The sequence below is a fragment of the Nocardioides bruguierae genome, assembly GCF_023656415.1.
Lineage (GTDB): Bacteria > Actinomycetota > Actinomycetes > Propionibacteriales > Nocardioidaceae > Nocardioides > Nocardioides bruguierae.
This window is the reverse complement of sequence record NZ_JAMOIL010000007.1, coordinates 97,241-120,666: the sequence shown is the minus strand read 5'-3', so window position 1 is coordinate 120,666 and position 23,426 is coordinate 97,241. Positions and strand designations below refer to the sequence as shown.

The window sequence follows — 23,426 nt, the reverse complement described above, 5'->3', positions numbered from 1 at the left end:
CGCTGGCCATCCGAGGACGGCATCAACGACTCGATCCGCTCCCACTGAGCGTCATTCAGCACTGCCACACGCGACATGTGTCAACCATCGCCGACCACCACGCCCGGATTAAGCAGACACGCTCTAGCGCCCGCTCACTTCAGGCCGGACGAGCGCACAACCCACCCCAAGGGCTACTTCAACGTGGGCGGGCGCAGTGAGACCTGAGCCACTCTCTGCTTCCGGTAGTTCACGCTCCGAGACTGTTACCGACGCCAGCGAGCTCGTCCGCTCACTGACTACGCGACGTGAGCCCCTGTAGGGACAATGGTCACGGCGGTCGCGGCAGATCCCTCGCCAACACGGAGATGACTCCGGGCACGCGCTCCGCGGATGGTGCCGAATAGGCACGTGGCGAGACCTCACAATCTCGCTGCCGTCCCACGATCAGTCCTCAGCCGATCAGCGAACGCCTGAGAGGCGATGATCGCCTGGACAGAGGATCCCGACCATGCAGTTCCTCCTCGGGCAGTCGGCACTCCAGCAGCAGTCAAGTCAGCCGCTATCGCACGCAGCGACCGACCAGAGGATCGACCGTGGGCGATGCGATCCAGGACTCCAGCAGGAACCACGCTCGGCCGTCCCAGGCGCACGCCTGCCGCCTTCTTGGCTGCAAGCGCATCCTTCGTCCGCTGGCCGATGATGCGTCGTTCCCATTGCGCAGCCGAAGCCATCACGGACGCCAGGAACTCACCGGCCGGGGTGCTCACGTCGATACCGAGGTCAAGCGCCACTAGATTCCACCCACTGCACTGAGCCCGGGCCATGAGTTCAGCGAAATCCAGGAGGCTGCGAGACAAGCGGTCGAGCTTGGCTACCACCAAGGTGCCCGCCTGCCCGGACTCCACTGCTTCCAGAGCCTCCGCAAGGGCGGGGCGGTTGGCGATGGACTTCCCGCTGACACCTGCATCCGTGTAGGTCTCGAGCAAGGTCCAGCCACGTCGGGAGACCTCAGCCCCGATGCTGTCCTGCTGGGAATCCAGCCCCGCGCCGCTGGCAACCTGGTCGCCTGTCGACACACGGGTGTAGGCCACCACGACGCCAGGGTCGGCTACCTTCGATTTCTTGGCCACGTCGGGTTCCTACCAAACGCCGAACGGAAAACGGAGGATTCGCGTTCATGTTCCCATGCTCAGGTTTTCCATAGACGGGGCGGCCAGGTTAGGCACAAGACACAGAAAGGGTCCACAGACATCGTCTGCGGACCCTTTCCCGGTCAGCCCTGGCTCTCACTCATCGTGGGGTCACGACGCACCCACCGGTCCTATAGCAAACAAGACTCGACCAAGCAGTATCCCGCCGAGAGTTGGGGCAGCGAGACTCGTCACGCTACGAAGCGTCTCAGGCCAGCCCACCACCCTCAGCATGCGGACCTGATTCGGACTGCTGCATCTAACATCACGAACTCGTCAACACCCCCACGCTCATAAGTGACTTTGATGCCACCGAAACTACCGCCAGTCTTTGCGACTTGGAGCCCGAGAGCAACGCCCCACTCTGTATTAGCTCCCAATTCCCCAGAAGTCGCCTCTCGCCGAAGCTCCCACGCTGGGGTTAGAAACTTGTCCTTCGGTGGGTAGGATTCGCCAGTGCTGACGTAGATAGGAGTGTCCTGGTCGACGTATGGAACGAGCATGACCTCAATCACCGAGACGTCTTCACTAGCGACGAGCTGCACATCCGTGACGTGAACAGGGTCTTCGCCGACCACTAGACGACGATCACCAACGGTACTCGTCAAGTCCGATTGCAAGGGCAGGCAAAGGCCGCCGCTGGAAACAGCGGATAATTCTATCGCATCCCCCGCTACCTCACCTGATTGGCTGCACGAAACCAGAGCGCCAAGGATCGCTAGAACTGCCGAGCTGAGCACTGCCTTGCGCATCATCAGTACGAGCGAGGCTTCACTACAAGCATGCGAGGAGAGTCCCCAGGATCGCCGTGAGTTCCGCACAACTTTCTCGTCTTATTGAAGACGAAGTTGACCTGCGAGGTACTGCTGAAGCCGGTCCGCGATGAGAGGTCGATGCCAATCTTGCCGCCAAGCTTAGCGCCATTAGTCCATGTGATCGCATGCTGCTCCTCGGATTCCGACTCGGAACCTGCAGCATATGGCACACAGTAGGACCGACTCGGGTCCGGCGGGACTGCCCCACGGGCTTCGGGCGCCCCTCCTGAAAAGTTGGTGGCCTTGACGGTTACCTCCTTGGTGGGGCCGGGGCTGTGATAAATCACGCAGTACTTGGAGAAGCGGAAGTACGTATCGAAATACTCCGATGTCTTCTTGCCGATCCGCCCAAACTTGACCGTGCTTGTCGACTTTCGATTGACCGAGCCAGAGCTTGTGAAGCTTCCGAACTTACCGGTCCCAGAAACTCCGACACCCAAGGTGCTCTCAGTTCCGCTCTTGTAAATGACTCGCCCGGTCACGCCGTAGGCGTCGAGTAGCACGCTGCCGACGTTGACGCGTCGCTTTCCGAGATCTTTCTCGGAGTAGGAGCAGGTATAATTGGTTTCATCGGTCGTCGCGTCAGAGGCGACTACCTGCTGCCTGGAACTCACCACCACGCTCTGCGCACCACGCTCAACTTCGGTTGCGTAGTCCTCACTAGAGTCCGTGGCCGTTAACGAACCTCGGAGATTCGAGGAATCACCAGTCTTGAGTTCGACGTCGATGGAGTTGGCAGAAAGCGACAGGTCGGTTCCGACCAAGAGACCGTCACGAGCCACGTGCCTGGCCGACGCGATCTCATCAGCCCCTACCTGCATTGACCCGTGAAGGGTAGTGAACTCGCCGTCCGCCCCTTGCAGTACAATTGTGTAGTCGCGGCTTTGCCCCACTACAAGATTTGCAGCGCGCGCGCGAGCCGTGTCGGCCACCAAGTCAAATGAACCATCCTCGTCCGTGACCGCCTTCGCGATTGGCTTCAGGACAACTCCACCTTCGCCGGACATCGCGCTGACTTCCTCATCAGTCGGCCAGACTTCGAAAGTGACCGCCGCACCTGCTAGGAGACGACCTTGGCCGTCACGGGCGGTACCATGAGCCAGTTCAGCCCCTGCGGCCTGCTGCGAATCTGCAATTCTAGGCAGCCAATGATCCGCCCTGCTTCCCCACGCGGGCCCGAGACCTGCTGACTCAGCTTGGGCCTCAGCGCCAACTGTTCCTGGGATTGTCGAAAATGCTGCTGCCGTGGCGGTCGTCACAGCCAGGGTGGCGACCGCGCTGATCCTTCGAATTTTTCTCATGAAACTTCCCCGAGTTTTTCCTGAATTGGACCACTCGGACCCTACGCACGAGCTCAGGATGACGTCAAGGTGGGAAGGACAACGAACTCGGTCACCTCTTGCACACTCAGGTGCCCCGCGGCTGCTGGTCTCCGCGGTCTCGAGATGGAAGGGTGACCACGACGACCGCGGGCGCGGTTAAAGGTCACCGACGCCCGCGGCCGAGGGTTTAGAATTCGGGCAGATCGAGAAGGTAGCTTGGCTCGGCCCAGACTCTATGCGAGTCGATGAATGACTTTATGTCGTCCATCACGAAGAGGCACTTGCGCCCTATCTTGACGTGCGTGATCTTGTTCTTCGCGATGAGTCGCTCCACGTACCGACCGTCTACTCGAAGAATCTCTGCGAGCTCCTCGCGAGTTCGGAGATCGGGGGCGGGAGCGCGGTAGGTCTTGATGAGTTCGGGCGCAGCGGGTTTTTTAGCGGCCATCGTGGCCTCCTTCTCAGTTGGAGTTGCCCGCAAGGTAGGCCGCCCAAATGGATAGCGTCGCGTGCTACTTCCCGCAACTAACGTGATACCAGTCACGTCCGATCTGTCCATCCGCACCCGCGTAGGAGGCCCCACCAACCACAGCTACCTCGATGTCAGCAAGCCCACGCTTGGACTTCTCGGGCTCCGATCCAAGTGAGGGAGATGGCGGGCCCTCCAGTCAGCAGCACGCTGGACTTGGCCGGAGGGGGCGATGACGCAGCCCGAGACGCTAGGGGTCCCACCGTGTCTGACTCCGCCGCATGACTCTGGCTCATCAGCGACCCCAACATCGACAACTTCGCACGTCCACCAGCGGGCACGGACGCTACCGCACCAGCACGGGTGCGGTTAGGCGGGGCACCCGATCATGTCCCCGCTCATCCGCGGAAGGCCGGACCCGAGTAGGCGGAGGCGGCGTCGGCCAGAGGCCCGGTCACCTCAGCAGGGCCAACTTGGGGAAACGCCTAGCGTTCGCACACGCCATGGTCTCCTTGCTCGGCGACGGTAGTGACGAGGTTCGTCTACTCGCTCCAGACAATTCCTCCCTAGGTGTGCGGCGCCCCTGGACGTCGGCGATCGCCCGCTCTCCCTACGCGATCCCCCTGATCAATCAGTACGGCCGATTCGGCACTGTGGCGCTGGACTTCGATGCCAAGCTCGGCGAGCCGGGTGACGCCGCGAGGGACGGTGACGCTCTGTGTGCATTGCTGACGAAGGCAGGCATACCCGCGGTAATTACCCGCAGTGGCCCGACTGAGGGCCGGCACGTTTTCTTCGTTGTTGCGGGCCCCGGTGTAGACGTTGAGACGACCAGGCTTCTCGTCCGGCGGCTCATCTCGCTCGGTCTCACAACGCTGGACCCTTCCTGCATGTCCAGTGCCCAGGCCTGCATTCGTCCCCCAGGCGCCCCGCATCGGGCGGGGGGCTGGTCCTCACCGCTGATGACATGGGAGACAGCTGGGGACCGTCTTCGGCGAGACCGGCCGGACGCGCCTCGACGGGCGGACGTGGTGGCGTTCGTGGACTGCCTAGCGTCAGCTTCTGACCTGCGGCTCGACCTCCGCCCCGTCTCGTCCGGGACCCCCGAGGACGACGTATCGGCATCTGGTACGAGATACGCCTCAGGTTCAGAACATCTGCAGGCAATGGCAACAATGGAAGTCCGAAGGGGTCGACAGGTTGAGGATCTTGTCGCCGCAGTCTCCGGGCTGGAGGTGTCCCATCCAATCGCCCTGCACTTGGCCGGAAAATCACCTTCGCAGCGGCAAGCCACGATTCAGCGTTCGTACAGAAAGGCCGTGCACTGGGTGGCGATGAATCCAGCCGCGCACCAAGCCGAGCAGGACGACCAGACGATCATCGATCTTTGGCAGCTATACGACCTGACAATGGTGCCGAAGCCCATGGCAGGGATAGCCGTCACGATGCTCAACGAGGCGGTCAGGAACGGCAGCAAGCTCGTCGGGATGAGCAACCGCCGGGCCGCCGAACTGGCTTCCGTGTCGGCCCCCACCGCGCGGAGAGGACTCCAAGCCGCGGTGGACGCGGGCCTCCTATCCATCGCAGACGGCGGGGCGGGTGTGAAGGCAACGCGTTACAGGTTGAATCATCCGGATCTGTGGGCTCCGGCGGTGCGTGACGCAGTAGGCCCTTCCTCTGCAAGAGGGGGCGTGAAGTTGCCTACTGCGTCAGGGACCGCCGAAACTGAGGCAGTGGCTCTCGGCCTCGACGTAGGCGCCGAACTGTGGTTCAGCGCTGCGCTGGGACACGCACTCCGACAGGTCTATCTCACGCTCGCACGCCTCACGCCTCACGGCTACCGGCGATCCGGTCCCCACCATCGCAGTCGCTGCGGGAGTCGGGAAATCCGATCGGCAAGTCCGCGACGACCTGCGTCGGCTCCAGGAGGTGGGGCTAGCTCGCAACCTTGGCAGGTCGGTAGGCTGGGTCGCCGAGTCACGGGAAGTATCAGCAGTGACCGATGAAATTGGCCTCAGTGATCTCGCCGAGCAGCTTCGTCAAACACACAGCGGCCAGCGGCGGGCCAACGCGCTGCGGATCGTCTCCTACCGAATTGGCAAGGCGTTTGGTGAGCACCCTGGCGAGGACGAGCCGAGGGGATACCTCACCTCCGTACGCTGCCTGCCCAAGGGCGGCGCCCGACGCCATTCTTGCCGCCTGGTTCGTCATGAGATGCGCAGTCCAGAGCGCGACAACCCCACCTGCTGTCTCTCGCGCAGGTCCCGTTCCGCCAGCGTCCGCTCCCGCCACACAATTTGTACGCGATCCGTGTCGAGCCCTCGCCCACGGCGACCGGTCCCGCTGATACGCACGGCATCGACATGCCCAAGCAGTAATTGTCGGCGGCTCTCGACGTCCCGAGTGCGAGCCCAATCCTGAATCAGTGCAAAGGTCGTCACCCGATAGACCGGCTCCCCGCTCACGGCGGCTATCGCCTCTGCCCTGGTCCGCTTCTGTGACTCCAAACGCTCGAGCACGGCTTGGCTGTCCACAGAGTCACGGGTCAGCAGTAGCGCCGTTTCGTTGATCTCTGCGTCAATCTCCGCGACCAGCTCAAGGTCCGGTCCAGAGTCCTGGCGTACTGAGACGATGGATCTCTCGGCACCTCTTTCCTCGAGCACTCGATCCACCACGTACATCTCGAGCAGGGGACGGTTAATCCCCACAGGCTGTTGGCAACCCTGATGCTGGCATCGGTACTGCTTGTACTTCCCGGCGGCCGTGGCGCGATACAGCAGCCCATCACATGACGCACACCGGACGATGCCATAGAGGAGTGCCGGCTCCCTGCCCTCGCGTTGGCGGCTGCCTGGCCGTTTGGCCCCGTCCAAAATCGCGAGGAGACTTCGACGCTCCGCTGGGCTGATGATGGCGACGCTGGGGTCGACTACAGGCATTCCGTCGTCGCCCCTTAAGAGATCGCTGTCGTATACGGTCATCCCGGCCAGGGTCGGCGAGCGCAGGATTGCTTCAACCGAAGCCTCGTGCCAGCGCGCGCTGACAGGCGGCTCGGATCGATCGGCACCAGCACGTCGCCTCGGGCGGGTCTCAACTCCGGTCTCGGTCAGCCACTTCCTCATCGAGTACAACGAGTGGCCCTGCAACGCGCGACTCACAAGTTCACTGACCACGCCGATCCGTTGCGGGTCGTGCGCAAGCACGTAGCCGTCGCCCCGGGGGCTCGGCACGTTGCGCCATCCGAACGTGGGCTTCCCACCCGGCCGGAGACCAGCGCGTATTTTGGCTGACCGTGCAGCCCGCACTCGCGAAGCCATCTGTGCGGCCTCAAACTCGGCAAAGGCAGCGACTACCGTGGTCATCATCTTGGCGTGGGAGCTGGTCATGTCAACTGAGCCATCGACGGCGACGACGCCGGCTCCTTGCGCTTCCAACCACCGCTGGGTCTCCAGGAAGTCGAGCGTATTCCGCGCCAGGCGATCCATCTTCCAGATGACGACTGCGTCGAAGGAGCCAGCCACTTCCGCAAGAGCCTGCCAACCCTTGCGTTCAAGCGGAGCCTGCCTAGTCGCAGAGACTCCGTCGTCCTGAAACTCCCCGACGACCTCCCAACCCCGAGCCTCGCAGAAGCTTCGCCCGCTTTCGAGCTGGCGTGGGATCGAGATGGAGGTGTCCTTGCTGGCTGACAGCCGGGCATACACGACTGCCTTCTTAGTCATGAGCGGTACTCTACGCTGGAGACTAGGTACGACCAGCAGTACCTGCACAAGAACCCCTACGGCTACCGCTGCCACGCGAACACGGGCGTGCCGTTCCCGGCGTGAGCGGGTCGGCCCCGCAGCCGGTCGTCACGCTCTGCGGCTCCTGGCGCTTCGCGGCCGAGATGGAGCGGCTGACTGCCGAGCTGACCCTGGCCGGCCACGTGGTGCTGGCCCCGGTGGCGGTCCCCCGCGAGCCCACCCCGGACGAGCGCGAGCGCCTCGCCGACGTCCACCTGCGCAGGGTGGCGATGGCGGACGAGGTGCTCGTCGTCGACGTGGGCGGCTACCTCGGGGAGAGCACCCGCCGCGAGGTCGAGCACGCCCGCGCGTGCGGGGTGCCGGTGCGGTTCCTCTCCGACCAGGCCCCGGCCTGACCGCTCAGCCGCGGAACCACGTGGTGGTGGACGTCGGCACGAAGCCCAGTCCGGTGTAGAGCCCGCCCGCAGCCTGGCTGCTCCACGAGACCTTGGCCCGGGCGAGCCCACGGGCCGCGGCCAGCGCCAGGCCGTGCGCGAGCACCGCGCGCGCCAGGCCGCGGCGCTGGTGCGCCTCCTCGACCCGCACCGGCTCGACGAGCGCGACGCCGGTGACCGGGTCCGGCCAGAGCAGCGCGTAGCCGGCGACCGAGCCGTCGGGGGCCAGCGCGACGAGGTCGAGCGCGGGGTCGTACAGCGACGTCGCGGTCAGACCGTCGGCGACGTCCGGGCCGTTGCGCAGCGCGAGGTGGTGCCGACCGCTGAGGTGCTCCCGGCTGCTCAGGCGGTATCCCTCGGCCAAGGCGGCGACCGGCAGGGCCGCGGTGAGGTCGAGCCAGCCGGTGTCGTCCCCGTGGCCCGCGACGAGGCCGAGCCGTGCGGCCTGGGCCCGACCGACCGCGTCGTCGTCCGCCACCGGCACCTCCACGGCGCCCTCCCCGGCAGCGGCCCGGGCCTCGGCCAGCGCTCGGTCCCACACGTCCGCCGGGTCGGCCGAGGAGCCCTGGGTCACCACCGGGTCGCACTGCCAGGCGTCGTCCTGCTCGGCCGTGAGCAGCACCCCCGCGACCGGCTCGCGCCCGGAGAACCAGAAGGTGGTCGGGACGTCGTCGGAGGGCCGCGGTCGGCGCGACCACCACTGCGGGTCGGCCGCCTCCCAGACCCCACCGACCGGCTCGGCCACCCGGGCGGCCTGCAGCAGGTGGGTGGCGGCGTCGAGGCGCTCGGAGCCCGACAGGGCCTCCTCGCGCAGGGGTCGCTGCGACGTCATGGCCCCACCCTCGCGCAGGACCCCGGTCGACGGCACCGGGTTATCGGCCCACCGGGTCACCGGCGCCGTGGCTCAGCCCTCGGCCCCGAGGAACGCTCGGACAGCCGGCCAGCAGCCCGGGGCGTGCAGGACGTTCGCGTGGTCGGCCTGTGGCAGGTCCACCACCTGGGTGCCCGGCGGCAGCGCAGCCAGGAGGGCGTCGGTGCGGGCAGGCCGCACCACGGTGTCCTCTCCTGCGCGCACCACGAGCACGGGTGCGGTGACCCGCGGCGCGAGCGACGCCGAGTCGAAGGTGTCGGCCACCAGTCCGCCCCACCTGCCGGCGTGGTCCCGCGCCACCGCCGCCACGGAGTCGAACGGGGTCACCATGACCAGCGCCGAGAGGGCCCGTCGCGCGGCCACTTGGACGGCGACGCCGCTGCCCAGGCTGCGACCGATGACGACGACCGGGTGCGCGGGGTACCGGCGCGCCGCCTCGTCCACCACCGCGCAGGCGTCCTCCACCAGCGCCCGCTGGGACGGCCTGCCGCTGCTCGCGCCGTAACCGCGATAGGCCATCAGGTGCACCGCGTGCCCGGGCAGCTCCTCGCTCAGGACACCACGTTGCGCGCCCACCTCCTCCGCGTTGCCCCCGAGGTAGACGACGGCAGCCGGCGCATCCGGATGTGTGACCCACCCCCGCAGCACGGCTCCGGGCACCCTCAGCGCCACGTCAGTGACCGAGACCGGGACCCGCGTCTCCCGGCGCGGGAACACCAGGGGACGGGTCAGGGGCGTCGCGAGCGCGGGAAGCAACGGCACGTCGCTGACGCTAGTGCGGCCATGCCGGTGCGGCCGGCCGAAACGTCGGTCACGGCCGTGATCGCCGTCGGGGAACCGGAACAACGCGGGCGGACGGCGGCGGGCGGCCGTGTCGGCGCAGGTCAGCGAGGTGCGGGCCGGCCGGTGCGGGCGTTGTTCCGGTCCGACGACGCGGCGACCCTGGCGCCCCACCCTGGCGCCCCACCCTGGCGCCCCACCCTGGCGAAGAGGCCCCGGACGCGGGAGAGTGCCCGGCATGACCCAGTACCTGATCTTCTTCAACCAGCAGTGGGTCGGCGACCACCCGGCCGAGTGGTTCGCCGAGCGCGGCCCGCTGGCCCGCGCGGCCGTCGAGGAGATGCGCGAGGCCGGCGTGCTCGTCTTCGCCGGCGGCCTGGAGGAGGACCCGGCCGAGGGCTTCAGCGCCGACGCCACCTCCGGCGAGCTGACGTTCAGCACCGGCCCCTACCGCCAGACGCCCGAGTTCGTGGGCGGGATGACCATCGTCGACGTCCCGGGCGAGGACGAGGCCCGCTACTGGGGCGGCCGGGTGGCCGAGGCGTGCGGCTGGCCGCAGGAGGTGCGGCCGTTCAAGGGCTGACCTCCCGACCCCGGCCACCGGCGCAGGTCAGGGCAGCCGCAGGTAGACCTCGTCCGCGTCGTGCGCGAAGGGCGTCTCCCAGGCGGTGAACCCGGCCGCGGCGCACAGCGACGCCATCACCGTGTTCTCGGCGCGGTGGCTGGTGGCGACCATCTCGACGGACGGCACCCGCCGGGCCCGGGCCACGACCGCGTCCAGCAGCGCCCGCCCGTAGCCCTGCCCGCGTTGCTCGGGCGCGACCATCAGCCGCAGCACGAACCCGACGCCACCGCGCGCCTCGAGCACCGCGAACCCGACCGCCGGGGCCGCGGGCACCTCCAGCCCGCACCAGCGCGCGTCCCAGGCGACGAGCGGCTCGAGCGCGGCGTCCTCCGCGCACTGGGCCAGGGAGCGGTCGACGTCGGCGACCAGGTGCGCCTCGTCGTCCGGGCGCCGCACGATGCGCGCCGCGGCCCGGGTCTCGTCGTCGGTCACGGTCCGCAGGGTCACGCCAGCCACCCGGGCATCACACCACGCCGCGGCGCACCACGGGTGACCGGAGCAGGAGCGTCAGGGCCGCGACCACTCGTGGACGCAGGTCGCGGCCTCGTCGGTGTACCCCAGCGACCGGTAGAGCCCGAGCGCGCCGGAGGGGTTCGCGGTGTCGACCCCGAGGCCGGCCGAGTCCAGCCCGGCGGCCGCGAACCGGTGCATCGAGTCCACGAGCAGCGCCGTCGCCACGCCCCGGCCGCGGTGGCTGCGCAGCACCCCCAGCTCGTCGGTGTACCCCTGGGACCTTCCCTCGGCGGCCCAGTCCTGCTCGTAGGCGCACGACAGCGCGACCCCGACGATCGCCCCGGTCCCCTCGTCCAGCGCCATCACCGACCACGCCGGGCGGACGACGGAGGAGCCGATCTGGTCGGCCCACACGTCGTCGGTGCGGTCCGCGTGGCCCCAGTGGTCGGCGAAGGCCGTGTCGAGCACGCGGTGGATCTCGGCGCTGCGCGCGAGATCGAGGTCGACCAGCCGCACCCCCGGCACGCCTCGCGGCGCCGGCAGGTCGGTCAGGGGCCGGGTCATCTCGGTGAAGTACCGCGCCACCTCCAGCCCGTGGCGGGTGGCGAGGTCGCGGACGTCGCCCTGGCCCACCGGCGCGTAGAGCCGGGCGACCAGCGGACCGTGGCCCGGCTCCCGCGTCGCCTCGTCCCAGGCCCGGGCGTGCGCGAGCTGCCAGGCCAGCACCGCCCCGCCGATGCCACGCCGCCGCCACGCGGGGTGCACCGCCCCGCCCAGGTGGACGCGGCGCACCTCCGTGATCGAGCGGTGGCAGCCGGCCCACGCGACGGCCACGAGCGTCCCGTCCTCGCTGCGGCCGACCCGGACGTCCTCGGCCGGGCGCGAGCGCGGCGAGTCGACGAACTCCTCCAGCATGGGCAGCGACTGCCGCTCGGGGTCCTCGTCGTGGGCGGTCGTGACCTCGTACAGACGGGCCAGGTCGGGCAGGTCGGCGCGCACGAGGGGCGTCCAGCGCAGGCCGGTGCGGGCGTCGAGATCGGGGTCGTCCACGACGCGCACCCTGCTCGCCGCCGTCCGCGCCGGCAACCCGTTTTCCCGGGCCGCACCGCCGGTCGGGTGGCCCTGCCGAAGGTAAAGACGTGGCAGGGTGCCGGGCATGACGAACGCCGCCGTCCCCCTCGCCGAGGTCACGCTGGACCCGACCGTCGACACGGCGCTCGACCGTTCCCCCACCACCCTTCCGGAGGCAGGCGTGGGCACCCGACTCGCCGCCATGGCCGACCGTCCCCTCATCTCCGTGTGGACCCGCACGCTCGCCGGCCTGGGCGTCGCCCTCGTCGGCGCGGGCGCCGCCTGGGGCCTGGCCCTCGTGCTCGGCGGCCTCAACAGCTACGCGTGGGCCGACGACGCCCTCGTGCCGGCGGACGGCAGCGCCCACGAGGTCGCGGTCACCGCCGGCGAGACCACCCGCATGTGGACCACCACGGGCGCCGTGCCGGGCTGCCGCGTGGGCGACGCCGCGTCCGGCGAACGCCTGGCGCTGGCCCCCTCGCAGGCACTGACCCGACCGGCCGGCAGCAGCACCTGGACCTCCGGCGGGCAGTTCGTGCCCACGTCCGGCCTGGTCACCGTGGCCTGCGCCGCCAGCGGGCCCGACGTCGTGGCGATCGGCGCCGGCGGCACGGTCGCCTTCGACCTCGGCGACTCCCGCACCCAGGCGCCCCTGGGCCTGACCATCATCGGGGTCGCCCTGGTCACCATGGCGCTGGTCCTCGTGGCCGCCCAGCACCAGGGCACCGCTCCCGCACCCGGGAAGCGTCGCTGACGTGCCGGCCTTCGCCGCCTACCCGAGCGTGGTCCTGGACTGCCCGGACCCGGGAGGCCTCGCGCGCTTCTACGGCTCGATGCTCGGCTGGACGGTGCGGGTCGACGACGACGGGTCGTGGGCCGAGGCCCGCCCCGAGGACGGCTCGGCCTGCCTGTGCTTCCAGCAGGTCGAGGCCTACGCGGCGCCCTCCTGGCCCGGCCAGGAGCACCCGCAGCAGATGCACCTGGACGTCATGGTGCGCGACCTCGACGACGCCGAGCCGCAGGCCCTGGCCCTGGGGGCGACGCGGGCAGAGCACCAGCCGGGGACGTCCTTCCGGGTCTTCCTCGACCCGGCCGGCCACCCGTTCTGCCTGTGCGTCGACTGACAGCTGCCGGGCGCCTCGCCCTGGTCTCGACCGGGCTGCTGCTGGTCGGGCTGGTGTGGGGCACGGTCGCGGTGGTCCGCGGCCTGCTCGGCGACTGGGACTTCGCCGACGACGCCCTGGTGCCGGTCGACTCCGAGCCGCACGTGGTCTCCGTGGCGACCGACCGGCCGACCTACGTCTGGATCTCCGAGACCACGGCGCGACGCTGCACGGTCACCGAGGACGACGGCACCGCGCTCACCCTCGCCGAGGCCGACCTGCCCCACTACCTGCCCTCCGGCCTCCTCGGGCCGGGCTGGATCGCCACCGACTCCTTCACCGCCTCCTCGAGCCCGGTCACGGTGACCTGCTTCAACCGGACCCCCAGCGACCTGCGCGTCGCGATCGCGGCCGACCCGGGCACGCCGGCGCTCGCCCTCGTCCGCCGGCAGGTGGTGCCCCTCCTCCTGGTCGGGGTGGGTCTGGTCGGGCTCGTCGCGTCCGCGGTGCTGCGGCTCCGGGCGCGACGCGACGGGCCGAGCACCGCCTGAAGCGCCGCAGGCCGGGCCCGAGGCCTTTACCATCCGTGTCATGACCGACACGACGCTACGAGCGGGGGCGACCTCGGAACCGGTCCGGTTGCTCGCGCTGGGCGCCACCGCCCTGCTCGTGCTCGCCGCCGCCTGGGCGTGGCTGGGGCTGGTGATGACCTCCGCCGACGGCTGGACCTTCGCCGACGACGCGGTGGTCGCGGTCGACGGGCGCCGGCACACGGTCGCCACGGCGACCGACGCCCCGACCTACGTGTGGACGCTGGGCACCGCTCTGCCGGGCTGCACGGTGCTCGACGCCCGCGGCGAGAAGGTGCCGGTCACCCGGACGGCGGACGGGCCCCGACTGCCGGGCGGGTCGGTGGGCGACTGGGTCGCCCGGGCGTCCTTCGACTCCCCCACCGCCACGGCGCGCGTCTCCTGCGAGGCAGGCGGCCGCTGGAGCGTCGCGGTGGCGGGCGCCCCTGCGTTCCCCACGGCCCAGATGCTCACCGACAGGCCGCTCCCGCTCGTCCTCGGCGGCGTCGGCCTCCTCGGCCTGCTCGTGGCCGCAGCGCTGGGCCTGCCGGCCCGGCGCGCCGCCCGGCGCGCGACGGCCGCGGGTTCGCCCTGGTGACGAGAGCACGGGTGACCAGAGCGCGGGTGAACGGCTCGGTGACCTGGGGCGGTCAGCGCATCCCGGAGAGCGCTGCCGGGTAGGTCAGCCAGCCGACCACCCGGTCCTCCTCGGCGCCGTCGGCCGCCCCGTGCACCGGCACGGCCGGGGCCCGGGCCGCCTCCAGCGCCGCGAGCGCGTCGGCCAGCGAGTCCTCGGTGCGCAGCCGGTCGGGGTGCTGCTCCACGAGCGAGACGGGGTCGTCGTCACTGGCCCCGTCGGCGAGGTGGTGGGCGATGGTCGCCGCCGTGACGGTGCCGACGTACTCGCCGTCGGCGTCCACCAGCGGCAGCACCCCGCCAGAGCGAGCGAGCACCTCCACCGCGTCCGCCATGCGGGTGCCGGCGGGCAGCGGCTCGGGCACCTCCAGCATGACGTCGCGGACCCGACGCCGCACGGCGATGGTCTCGGGGTTGCGCAGCAGGTCCACGCCGCGGCGGGCCAGCTTGAGGGTGTAGATCGTCTCCTTGGTCAGCCGGTGCGAGAGCCCCGTCGCCAGCACGATGGCCACCATCAGCGGCAGGATCAGCGCGTAGTCGCCGGTCAGCTCGAAGAGGATCACCACACCGGTGATGGGTGCCCTGGTCGCGCCGGCGAACGCGGCACCCATGCCGATGACGGCGTAGGCCCCCGCGGACGAGGTGCTGCCGTCGGTGAGCAGCGAGGCGGCCTGTCCGAACGCGGCGCCGAACATCGCGCCGACGAAGAGGCTGGGGGCGAACACGCCGCCCGAGCCGCCGATGCCGATCGTGAGGCTGGTGGCGATCATCTTGCCGACGAGCAGCACCAGCAGGAACCCGATGGCGTACTGCCCGCCCACCGCGTCGTCGAGCACGGGGTAGCCGACGCCGTACATCTGGGGCAGGACGAGGAGCACCAGGCCGAGCAGCAGGCCACCGGCCGCGGGCCGCAGCCACTCCGGGCCGCGCCAGACCCAGTCGCACAGGTCCTCCACGGCGTAGAGCACCTTGGAGAACCCGACGCCGAGCGCGCCGCCGAGCAGCCCGAGCACGGCGAACAGCGCGAACTCCCACACGTGCCCGACCTCGATGCCGGGCAGCGAGAGGAACGCCTCGTCGCCGATGGCCGCGCGGCTGATCACCGACGCGGTGACGCTGGAGACCACGACCATGCCGAACGCCTGGGCGGCGAAGTCGGCCAGGATCAGCTCCATCGCGAAGAACACGCCCGCGAGCGGGGTGTTGAACGTGGCCGCGATGCCGCCGCCGGCGCCGCAGGCCACGAGGACGCGCAGGCGCGACTCGTCCATCCGCAGCCACTGGCCCAGCGTCGAGCCCCAGGCGGAGCCGATCTGCACGATCGGCCCCTCCCGGCCGACCGAGCCGCCACCACCGATGGTGAGCGCGGAGGCGAACGCCTTGACCGCGGGCACCTGCGGGCGGATGCGTCCGCCGTTGCGGGCCACCGCGTACATCACCTCGGGCACGCCGTGCCCGCGCGCCTCGGGGGCGAACCGGCGCACGACGGGCCCGTAGACCAGGCCGGCCACCACGGGCGTGAGGACGACGAAGAACGGCCCGAGCCACGGCACCCAGGGGTTCGCCTCGCCGGCGTGCGCGGCGTAGTCGTCGAAGCCGGAGAGCAGGTAGGTGAACGTCGAGATCAGCCACCGGAAGACCAGCGCCAGCAGCGCCGCACCGACGCCCACGAGGAGGGCCAGGACGAGCAGGCCGCCGTCCGAGGTCCGCAGCCACGCCGCCGCCCGCGAGCCCGCGCCGCGCTGCGGCGAGGACGACAGGGAGCGCGGGTGGGACACGCTCGAGGCGGGCGGGGTGACAGCGTCCGAACCTGATTGCACGGTGCAATGATTGCAGACACGAACCCGATCCTCCGAACCCTCACCACCACGTGGACGAGGCCACCACCGCGACCTCGACGGCGGACCTCCCGCGCCGCGGCCGGGCCGAGCCCGGGCGCTACCGTGGCGGGCGTGACTGACGCAGCGAACCCGGCGGAGCCGACGGACCCGACCGACCTGGGGACCGCGGCCGACGAGACCGAGATCGACGCGCTCGTGGGCCGCCTCCTGACCGCCTCCCGCGCCCTCGTGGGGGTCTCCGCGCGCTCGCTGGCCGACGTCGAGGACACCGTCACCCTGAGCCAGTTCCGCACCCTGGTCGTGCTCGACTCCCACGGCGCCACCCGCCTCGCGCAGCTCGCGGAGCGGCTGGGCGTGGGCCCCTCGACGGCCCTGCGCGCCGTCGACCGCCTCATCGCCCAGGGCCACGCCGAGCGCCGCGGCAGCGAGGTCGACCGCCGCGAGGTCGTCATCGAGGCCAGCACCCAGGGTCGCGACCTGGTCGCCGAGGTCACCCGCCGGCGGCGCGCCGCGATCGAGAAGGTCGTCCTGGGCATGCCGCCGGAGCACCGCGAGGCCCTGGTGGAGGCGCTCGCGGCGTTCGCCGACGCGGCGGACGAACCCCCGGTGGACAGCGCCACGCTGCTGGGCTGGTGACGCTCGACGTGACCGGACGGCGCACCGCCGGCCGGCGCCGGCGGGAGGAGCAACGCGTGTGGACCCGTCGGCCATGATGGACTCATGACCGACCTGCCCCGCAAGGCGGCGGCGCGCACCGCGCGCCTCGCCGCGCTCCCCTTGGGCTACGCCGGCCGCTCCGCGCTCGGGCTCGGCAAGCGGCTGGGCGGCAAGCCCGCCGAGGAGGTGCTCAGCGAGGTGCAGCAGCGCACCGCCGAGCAGCTCTTCCGCACCCTGGGCGAGCTCAAGGGCGGGGCGATGAAGTTCGGTCAGGCGCTCTCCGTGCTCGAGGCGGCCCTGCCGGAGCAGCTCGTGGGTCCCTACCGCGCCGAGCTGGCCAAGCTGCAGGACGCCGCTCCCCCCATGCCCACGGCCACCGTGCGGCAGGTGCTCGCGGCCGAGCTCGGCGAGGACTGGGCGGCCCGCCTCGTCCACCTGGACGGCGGCCCGAGCGCTGCGGCCTCGATCGGGCAGGTGCACAAGGGACGCTGGCACGACGGCCGCGAGGTGGCGGTGAAGGTCCAGTACCCCGGCGCGGGCGACGCGCTCATGAGCGACCTCAAGCAGCTGAGCCGCCTGGGTCGCACCATGGCGCCGCTGCTCCAGGGCATGGACGTGAAGCCGCTGGTGGAGGAGCTCCAGGCCCGTGCGGTGGAGGAGCTGGACTACACGCTCGAGGCGCAGGCACAGCGCGCCTTCGCGGCCGCGTTCGCCGACGACCCCGACATCGTGGTGCCCGACGTCGTCGAGGCGGGCCCCACGGTGCTGGTGACCGAGTGGCTCGACAGCGTCTCCAGCCTCGGCGCGGTGATCGCCGACGGCAGCCGCACCCAGCGCGACCACTACGGCGAGCTGTTCAGCCGGTTCCTGTTCGCCAGCCCCGCGATCACCGGGATGCTGCACGCCGACCCGCACCCCGGCAACTTCCGCGTCGTGCCGGGGCCCGACGGCGACACCGAGCGGGGGCGCCTCGGCGTCCTGGACTTCGGGGCGGTGGCCCGGCTGGACGGCGGGTTCCCGCCCGCCATGGGCCGCCTGCTGGCGATCGCCGCCACCCGGGGCCCCGACGACCTCGTCGAGGGGCTGCGCGCCGAGGGCTTCATCAAGGACAAGGTCACCGTCGACCCCACGCTGGTGGCCGACTACCTGATGCCGTTCGTGGCCCCCACGGTGCCGGAGCGGTTCCGCTTCTCCCGGGAGTGGATGCGCGAGGTCTTCGCGAAGATCAACGACCCCCGCGACCCCGCCTACACGGTCGGCCTCAAGCTCAACCTGCCGCCGGACTACCTGCTCATCCACCGCACCTGGCTGGGCGGGCTGGGCATCCTGTGCCAGCTCGAGGCCGAGGCGCCGTTCCGGGCGATCCTCACCGAGCACCTGCCCGGCTTCGACCTCGACTGACCTCGGCTGACCTCTGTCGGCCCGACCTGCGCGGCGGGGCGGGCTCAGGCCCCCAGCGGCTCGTCGCTCTGGCTGGGCGTCACCGGCGAGAGCGGGTCGGTCGCGCTGCCCGTGAGCCGGTCGGCGACGAACGAGACGACCGCCTCCGCGCGAGGGCCGCGCAGCAGCCGCAGGCCCGTGGCGCGCCCGGGCACCGCGTAGACCTGCACCTCGCCGCTGGCCGCGGCCGCCATCCCGATGCCGTCGGCGACGTCGGCGGCCGCGGAGTCCTCGCCCACCACCAGGGTCGTGGGCAGGGCGCCGGCCCCGCCCACCGCGGACGTCGGGGAGAGCACCGCCAGCCCCGCGACGAGGTCGGGGTCCTCGACGCCGAGGCCGAGCACGGCGTCACCCTGCTCCCCCGTGCCGACCAGGGAGAGCGCGCCGTCGGCGTCCTCCTCGGCCAGATCCGTGACGACGGCGGAGAGCTCGGCGGCAGCGACGTCACCGGTCAGGGCGAGCACCCGTTGGCCGTCGGCGGCGAGCACCTCGGCCAGGGGCGCCCAGGCGGCGGCGTCGCGCCCACCCACGAGCAGGACGACGGCGTCGCCCGCGCCCCACTGGGTCAGCTCGGCCCCCGCCAGCTCGACGGCGCCGGTGGCGCTGGGGTCGATCGTGGGGATCGGCGCGGCGGCGCCGGGGCCCTCCTCGGCGGCGGAGCAGCCGGCGAGCAGGAGCACCGCGCACAGCGACGGGGCCAGCAGCAGGGCGGGCAGGGAGCGGAGACGAGCCACGGGGCGCCACCGTACGGGGCGGCCCCAACGACTCAGAGGTCGGTGGCCCCGTCGATCGCCTGGCGCAGGAGGTCGGCGTGCCCGCAGTGCCGGGCGTACTCCTCGATCATGTGCACCACGATCCAGCGCAGCGAGACCGGCCGGCCACGCCGCTCGACGACCGAGAGCAGCGCGAGGTCCGGGGCGTCGGCCGTCTCCGCGCTCCAGATGCGGTCCGACGCGGCGATCGCGGTGGTCAGCAGCCCGTCGAGGGTGGCGAGGTCGGCGCCGTCGGCCAGCGCCATCTCGGCGTCGGGGTCGGAGTCCCAGTCCAGCGAGGCCCACGGCTCGACGTCGCCGCCGCCGAGGAGCACCTGGGAGAACCAGTAGTCCTCGACGAACGCCATGTGCGCCAGCAGCCGGCCGAGCGTGAGGGTGGTCGGGGCGAGCGGGGTCGCGAGCTGCTCGGGGCTCAGACCGTCGGCCTGCCGCCGCAGCGTCTGTCGGTAGTGGGACAGGAAGCCCCACAGGGTGGCGGCCTCGTCGGCGGCGACGGGCACGTCCGGGCGCGGGATGCTCATGCCGGGGACGGTAGCGGCGCGCGGTCGGTCACGCAGTAGGCCAGGCCGTCGGGTACCGCGAGCACCGTCCACCAGGGATGCTCGGCGAGCACCCGCGCGCCCAGCGCCACGTGCCGCGCGACCTCGGCGGGCCGGTCGTCGGTCGCCAGGTCCGGGTGGGCCGTGGCGGACGCGCCCGGCGCCGCCTCGTCCAGGCGCTGGAGCAGGAGCCGGACCGGCTGCCCCTCGGGGCGCACCAGCGAGGTGAAGCAGGGCAGGGTCGTCGAGGCGCGCGTCTCCCAGCCGGTCAGGGCGGCCCAGAAGGAGACCTCCGCGTCGTAGGCGTCGGGCGGGACGTCGAGGCAGGCCTGGTCGACCTGGGACCGGTGCCGACGGCCCTCCGACGAGGTCCAGGTGGTCGCCGCGCTGCGCCGGGAGGCGGGATGGTGGACGAAGCAGAGGGTGAGCCCGCCGGGCGAGCGGAGCACCACGTAGCCGTGCTCGCTGCGGTGCACCACCGCGGCCCCCAGGTCGACCGCCGTGGCGGCAGCGGGCCCGGCGTCGGTCACGTGCAGGTCGAGGTGGAGCCGGGTCGGGCCGGGGTCGTCCGCCCCTCGCCGCTGGACCCGGAGGTGGTCGTCGCCGCTGGCGGGCACGAGCGTGCGGAACTCGCTCGCCGCGCCGCGCGGCGGCGAGAGCGTCGTGCCGCTGACGGCGGCCCAGAAGGCGGGCAGCGTCTCCCAGGACGCCGGTGCGACGTCGAGGAAGACCGAGACCCAGGAGGGGGCGACGCTCACGGCCTCGTCCTCAGCTCCGGGGCCCGGACTTCTCCGAGGCCTCCTGGGCGGCCGTGCGTCGCTCCACGAAGGCGATGCTGGCGCGCCACCCGAGCTGGGTGACCGTGAGGAAGATCAGCGAGATCACCAGGAACCCGGGCGCCAGCCCGCGGCCCTGGACGAAGCGCAGGCTCATGCCGAGCAGGTAGGTGACGGCCAGGACGGTGACGCCGCTGGGCCACACGGGCGCGGGGCTCCAGCGTCGCAGCGCCACCAGCGCGTGACCCGCGGCCAGGGCCACGACGAACGGCCAGGCGATGACGAGGACGAGCGCGAGGGCCGAGCCGGACTCGTGCGACTCCCGCCCGGCAGCGGCGAAGAAGAGGACGAAGACGAGGTCGACGAGGATCACGAGCCAGCGGTTCACGGTGCCTACTCTCCCCCATCGGCCACGCCCTCGGCGACGCGGCTCAGGCGTCGACCCAGCGATCCTCCCCACGGACCGGGGTGACGCTGCCACTGGTCAGCTCGGCGACCGTCGCCTCGAGCCGGTCGAGACCGGCGGGGTCGACGCCCAGGGTGAGCGTGACGGCCGCTCCGTAGGCGGCGTCGAGGACGTCCACGCCCCGGGCGCGCAGGTCGCCCTCCACCCGACCGGCGTCGGCGTGCGAGACCTCGAGGAGGAGCTCGGTGCGCAGCCGGCGCTCGCGGGTGCCGGCGGCCTCCAGGCCGGCACGCACGGCGTCGGAGTAGGCGCGGACGAGGCCGCCCGCACCGAGCAGGGTGCCGCCGAACCAGCGGGTCACCACGGCCACCGCGTCGCTCAGCGGCAGGTCGCCGCCGGCGCCGCGCAGCACCTCGAGCATCGGCGCCCCGGCGGTGCCGGCCGGCTCCCCGTCGTCGGAGGAGCGCTCGACCGGCACGGGCGGCGGCCCGAGCACGAAGGCGGAGCAGTGGTGCCGCGCGTCCCAGTGCTGCTTGCGCAGCCGCTCGACGAGGGCACGCGCCTGTGCCTCGTCCTCGACCCGGGCGAGGGTGCACCGGAAGACCGAGCGCTTGACCTCGATCTCGGCCTCGGCGTCGCGCCGCGGCACCCGGTAGGCGGTCTGCACGCGCAGCACCCTACGAGCCCACGAGCAGGTCGGAGGGCGCGGGGATCAGGCTCCCTTGCGCTGGTCGGTCTCGCCGGCTCCCCAGCCGACGCGGTGCGCGGCACCGACGGCGGCCAGCTGCGAGGAGACCTCGAGCTTGGCGAGGACGGACTTGACCTGCGTGCGGACGGTGGCAGGCGAGAGCATCTCGACGGCGGCGATCTCGGCGACGGCGCGGCCGGCCATGAGGTGGCCGAGCACGACCCGCTCGCGCGGGGTCAGCTTCTCGAGGCGGTCGAGCGTGTCGCCCTCGTCGGCGGCCCGGTCGCTCCAGCGGGCCACGAGGGCCTCGCGGGTCTCCTTGGTCATCACCGGGAAGCCGGTGAGGACGCGGCGGACCACACCCATGATCTCGGCGAGCGAGGAGGACTTCGGCAGCACCGTGCGGGCACCGGCGGCCAGGCAGCGGCCCCAGCGGGCCTCGTCGGCCGAGCCGGTGACCACCACGACGTGGATGCCGGCGGCGCTGAGGGGCCCGATCAGGGCGGTCGAGTCGCCGAGGCCGGCGAGGTCGAGGTCGAGCAGCACCAGCTGCGGGGAGACCTTCTTCAGCCGCTCGAGCAGCGTGCCCAGGTAGGTGACCTCCTGGGGCAGCACCCGGACCACGTCGTGGCCACGCAGGGAGAGAGCGAGCTCGAGGGACTCGGCGAAGAGCTGGTGGTCCTCCACCAGCGCCACCCGTCCACCGTCACCGGGTCCGGCCATCGCGGAACACCTCCATCGCGGTCACAGGGGCGAGGTGGAGCGAGGCCTCGGGAGAAGGCTCCAGGAGCCGTGCCACACCGGCACGATCCAGTCGGTGAGTCGGCAGGCCGGCGGTCGGGTTGAGGAACCCCGGGCGGATCGAGCCGGCAACGCTGGTCACACGACCACGAGTCACGGTCGACATGTGTGCTCCTTCCGGTCGAGCGGGTGCCCGACCTGGGTCCCCGGTGGGCGAGGTGCTCACCGGCTGGAGGCTCTCCGTCGCTGCCCGAGTACACGCTCGTCAGAAGGCCGTGACCTCATGTTGCGACGCTCGTTGTCGACGTTTCAACCCGCGGAGAGGCTGCTGGGAGGACACGTGCTGCAAAGCCCACCCATGTCATTCACGAATATCGGACAGTGTGCCCGGATCGCTGTTGCCGTCCCGTGAACATCGTTTTACCGAGGACGGGTGACTTACCCCATCTGGGGTAGGTCCTGGACGGACCACTCGCAGCACGCCTGCTCACTGTTGCCGAACTGTGGATCTCAGTGCACAACACCTGTCGGCACCAGAAGGAAAAGATTCTGACAATTTTTTTACCTTCTTCCGGCCTGTCACGACGCACCCGACGCCCGACCGGTCTGGTACTGGCTACCAGAGGCCGATCTGCTCGCCACCGATGCGCACCACGAAGGCCGCCACGACGAGCACGAAGAAGACCCGCACGAAGCCGGAGCCACGGGCGATCGCCGTCCGGGCGCCGAGGTAGCCGCCCAGCAGGTTCGCGGCGCCCATGAGCAGGCCCACCTTCCACAGCACCGCTCCCTGGGGCACGAAGACCACCAGCGCCGCCAGGTTGGTGGCCCAGTTGGCCATGCGGGCCTTGGCCGAGGCCTCGAGGAAGGCGTAGCCGAGGAGCCCCACGAGGGCGAAGACGAAGAACGAGCCGGTGCCGGGCCCCAGGGCGCCGTCGTAGAACCCCACGACCAGCCCCGTGCCGACCACCGCCACCACGTGCCGCCACCCCGCGAAGCGCAACGCGGTCTCCGCCCCCAGCGAGGGCTTGAGCAGCACGTAGGCCCCCACCAGGACGAGCGCCACCAGGACGACGGGCTCGAACACGCTCGCCGGCAGGTGGCTGGCGACCAGCGCACCGAGGATCGAGCCGACGAACGCGAGCGCCATCAGCGGCAGCGCCGCCCGCAGGTCGGGCCGGACGCGGCGGTAGTAGGTCGCCGAGGAGACCGTGGTGCCGCAGATCGAGCCGAGCTTGTTGGTCGCCAGCACCTGCACCGGGGAGGCCCCCGGCAGGCCGACCAGCAGTGCCGGCAGCTGGATGAGTCCTCCGCCGCCCACCACCGCGTCGACGAAGCCCGCGGTCAGCCCGGCGAGCGCGAGCAGGATCAGGGTGGTCAGCGACGGGTCCGGCACTCGCGCCAGCCTAGGTCCGGTGCCGGTCGGCGACCGCACCGGGCACTCCCCACCACGCTCGTCGACGTGCCCGGTGCCGGGGCAGCGTTCTGCTCTGCGCGGAACGGCA

24 protein-coding genes are annotated in these 23,426 nt (G+C 71.1%); 8 read left to right on the top strand and 16 right to left on the bottom strand.

Features of this window, described 5'->3' with window-relative positions; translation table 11 throughout:
• Positions 1-401: 401 nt before the first annotated feature.
• The 4 genes from M8330_RS22380 to M8330_RS06920 all read right to left on the bottom strand — a co-directional run bounded on the left by M8330_RS22380 (position 402) and on the right by M8330_RS06920 (position 7,497).
• On the bottom strand, positions 402-1,112 hold the full coding sequence (locus M8330_RS22380) for a recombinase family protein (RefSeq protein ID WP_250826728.1): 711 nt from the start codon (positions 1,110-1,112) through the stop codon (positions 402-404).
• 814 nt (positions 1,113-1,926) lie between these two features.
• Positions 1,927-2,994: a hypothetical protein gene (locus tag M8330_RS06925; protein ID WP_250826727.1), complete on the bottom strand. Its 1,068-nt coding sequence runs from the start codon at positions 2,992-2,994 to the stop codon at positions 1,927-1,929.
• A 502-nt stretch (positions 2,995-3,496) separates the two neighbouring features.
• Positions 3,497-3,757, bottom strand: coding sequence for a helix-turn-helix domain-containing protein (locus M8330_RS22660; RefSeq protein ID WP_372490188.1), 261 nt, complete (start codon positions 3,755-3,757; stop codon positions 3,497-3,499).
• 2,228 nt (positions 3,758-5,985) lie between these two features.
• On the bottom strand, positions 5,986-7,497 hold the full coding sequence (locus M8330_RS06920; protein WP_250826726.1) for a recombinase family protein: 1,512 nt from the start codon (positions 7,495-7,497) through the stop codon (positions 5,986-5,988).
• A gap of 101 nt (positions 7,498-7,598) precedes the next feature.
• Here M8330_RS06920 and M8330_RS06915 point away from each other — a divergent pair, with 101 nt between their 5' ends.
• Positions 7,599-7,913 (top strand): hypothetical protein, encoded by a 315-nt coding sequence (locus M8330_RS06915; protein ID WP_250826725.1) that lies wholly within the window; start codon positions 7,599-7,601, stop codon positions 7,911-7,913.
• Positions 7,914-7,917: 4 nt separating this feature from the next.
• Here M8330_RS06915 and M8330_RS06910 read toward each other — a convergent pair whose 3' ends face one another.
• Positions 7,918-8,784 (bottom strand): GNAT family N-acetyltransferase, encoded by an 867-nt coding sequence (locus M8330_RS06910; RefSeq protein ID WP_250826724.1) that lies wholly within the window; start codon positions 8,782-8,784, stop codon positions 7,918-7,920.
• Positions 8,785-8,856: 72 nt separating this feature from the next.
• Positions 8,857-9,585 (bottom strand): alpha/beta hydrolase, encoded by a 729-nt coding sequence (locus M8330_RS06905; protein WP_250826723.1) that lies wholly within the window; start codon positions 9,583-9,585, stop codon positions 8,857-8,859.
• 256 nt (positions 9,586-9,841) lie between these two features.
• On the opposite strand from M8330_RS06905, the gene M8330_RS06900 reads away from it, so the two are divergent.
• Positions 9,842-10,186, top strand: a complete 345-nt coding sequence (locus tag M8330_RS06900; RefSeq protein ID WP_250826722.1) for a YciI family protein — start codon at positions 9,842-9,844, stop codon at positions 10,184-10,186.
• 27 nt (positions 10,187-10,213) lie between these two features.
• Here M8330_RS06900 and M8330_RS06895 read toward each other — a convergent pair whose 3' ends face one another.
• Both M8330_RS06895 and M8330_RS22375 read right to left on the bottom strand, forming a co-directional pair.
• Positions 10,214-10,675 carry a GNAT family N-acetyltransferase gene (locus M8330_RS06895; RefSeq protein ID WP_372490187.1) on the bottom strand — a complete coding sequence of 154 codons (462 nt, stop codon included), beginning with the start codon at positions 10,673-10,675 and terminating at the stop codon, positions 10,214-10,216.
• Positions 10,676-10,735: 60 nt separating this feature from the next.
• Positions 10,736-11,731 carry a GNAT family N-acetyltransferase gene (locus M8330_RS22375; protein WP_250826719.1) on the bottom strand — a complete coding sequence of 332 codons (996 nt, stop codon included), beginning with the start codon at positions 11,729-11,731 and terminating at the stop codon, positions 10,736-10,738.
• A 106-nt stretch (positions 11,732-11,837) separates the two neighbouring features.
• On the opposite strand from M8330_RS22375, the gene M8330_RS06885 reads away from it, so the two are divergent.
• From M8330_RS06885 to M8330_RS06870, 4 genes are read left to right on the top strand one after another with little or no spacing between them, the layout of a single operon-like run.
• Positions 11,838-12,506 carry a hypothetical protein gene (locus M8330_RS06885; protein WP_250826718.1) on the top strand — a complete coding sequence of 223 codons (669 nt, stop codon included), beginning with the start codon at positions 11,838-11,840 and terminating at the stop codon, positions 12,504-12,506.
• Between the two features lies 1 nt (position 12,507).
• Positions 12,508-12,876: a VOC family protein gene (locus M8330_RS06880; protein WP_250056720.1), complete on the top strand. Its 369-nt coding sequence runs from the start codon at positions 12,508-12,510 to the stop codon at positions 12,874-12,876.
• On the top strand, positions 12,864-13,406 hold the full coding sequence (locus tag M8330_RS06875) for a hypothetical protein (RefSeq protein ID WP_250826717.1): 543 nt from the start codon (positions 12,864-12,866) through the stop codon (positions 13,404-13,406). Before M8330_RS06880 ends, M8330_RS06875 begins: the two co-directional genes overlap by 13 nt.
• A 40-nt stretch (positions 13,407-13,446) precedes the next feature.
• Positions 13,447-14,022: a hypothetical protein gene (locus M8330_RS06870; protein WP_250056732.1), complete on the top strand. Its 576-nt coding sequence runs from the start codon at positions 13,447-13,449 to the stop codon at positions 14,020-14,022.
• Between the two features lie 52 nt (positions 14,023-14,074).
• Here M8330_RS06870 and M8330_RS06865 read toward each other — a convergent pair whose 3' ends face one another.
• Positions 14,075-15,838, bottom strand: a complete 1,764-nt coding sequence (locus M8330_RS06865) for a chloride channel protein (RefSeq protein ID WP_250826716.1) — start codon at positions 15,836-15,838, stop codon at positions 14,075-14,077.
• Between the two features lie 174 nt (positions 15,839-16,012).
• On the opposite strand from M8330_RS06865, the gene M8330_RS06860 reads away from it, so the two are divergent.
• Together M8330_RS06860 and M8330_RS06855 are read left to right on the top strand one after the other, a co-directional pair.
• Positions 16,013-16,537, top strand: a complete 525-nt coding sequence (locus M8330_RS06860) for a MarR family winged helix-turn-helix transcriptional regulator (RefSeq protein ID WP_250056736.1) — start codon at positions 16,013-16,015, stop codon at positions 16,535-16,537.
• 84 nt (positions 16,538-16,621) lie between these two features.
• Complete coding sequence (locus M8330_RS06855; RefSeq protein ID WP_250056738.1) at positions 16,622-17,959, top strand: ABC1 kinase family protein; 1,338 nt, start codon at positions 16,622-16,624, stop codon at positions 17,957-17,959.
• 44 nt (positions 17,960-18,003) lie between these two features.
• Here M8330_RS06855 and M8330_RS06850 read toward each other — a convergent pair whose 3' ends face one another.
• From M8330_RS06850 to M8330_RS06820, 7 genes are all read right to left on the bottom strand, one after another.
• Positions 18,004-18,732: a hypothetical protein gene (locus M8330_RS06850; protein WP_250826715.1), complete on the bottom strand. Its 729-nt coding sequence runs from the start codon at positions 18,730-18,732 to the stop codon at positions 18,004-18,006.
• A 32-nt stretch (positions 18,733-18,764) separates the two neighbouring features.
• On the bottom strand, positions 18,765-19,292 hold the full coding sequence (locus M8330_RS06845) for a DinB family protein (RefSeq protein ID WP_250826714.1): 528 nt from the start codon (positions 19,290-19,292) through the stop codon (positions 18,765-18,767).
• A complete protein-coding gene (locus M8330_RS06840; RefSeq protein ID WP_250826713.1) occupies positions 19,289-20,068 on the bottom strand; it encodes a VOC family protein in 780 nt (259 codons plus the stop codon). The genes M8330_RS06845 and M8330_RS06840 overlap by 4 nt, the downstream gene beginning before the upstream one ends.
• 10 nt (positions 20,069-20,078) lie before the next feature.
• Positions 20,079-20,474 carry a DUF3054 domain-containing protein gene (locus tag M8330_RS06835; RefSeq protein WP_250826712.1) on the bottom strand — a complete coding sequence of 132 codons (396 nt, stop codon included), beginning with the start codon at positions 20,472-20,474 and terminating at the stop codon, positions 20,079-20,081.
• Positions 20,475-20,517: 43 nt separating this feature from the next.
• Positions 20,518-21,159 carry an IMPACT family protein gene (locus tag M8330_RS06830; RefSeq protein ID WP_250056745.1) on the bottom strand — a complete coding sequence of 214 codons (642 nt, stop codon included), beginning with the start codon at positions 21,157-21,159 and terminating at the stop codon, positions 20,518-20,520.
• Between the two features lie 45 nt (positions 21,160-21,204).
• Positions 21,205-21,903, bottom strand: coding sequence for a response regulator transcription factor (locus M8330_RS06825; protein WP_250056747.1), 699 nt, complete (start codon positions 21,901-21,903; stop codon positions 21,205-21,207).
• A gap of 634 nt (positions 21,904-22,537) precedes the next feature.
• Positions 22,538-23,317 (bottom strand): TSUP family transporter, encoded by a 780-nt coding sequence (locus M8330_RS06820; protein WP_250826711.1) that lies wholly within the window; start codon positions 23,315-23,317, stop codon positions 22,538-22,540.
• Between the last annotated feature and the right edge of the window lie 109 nt (positions 23,318-23,426).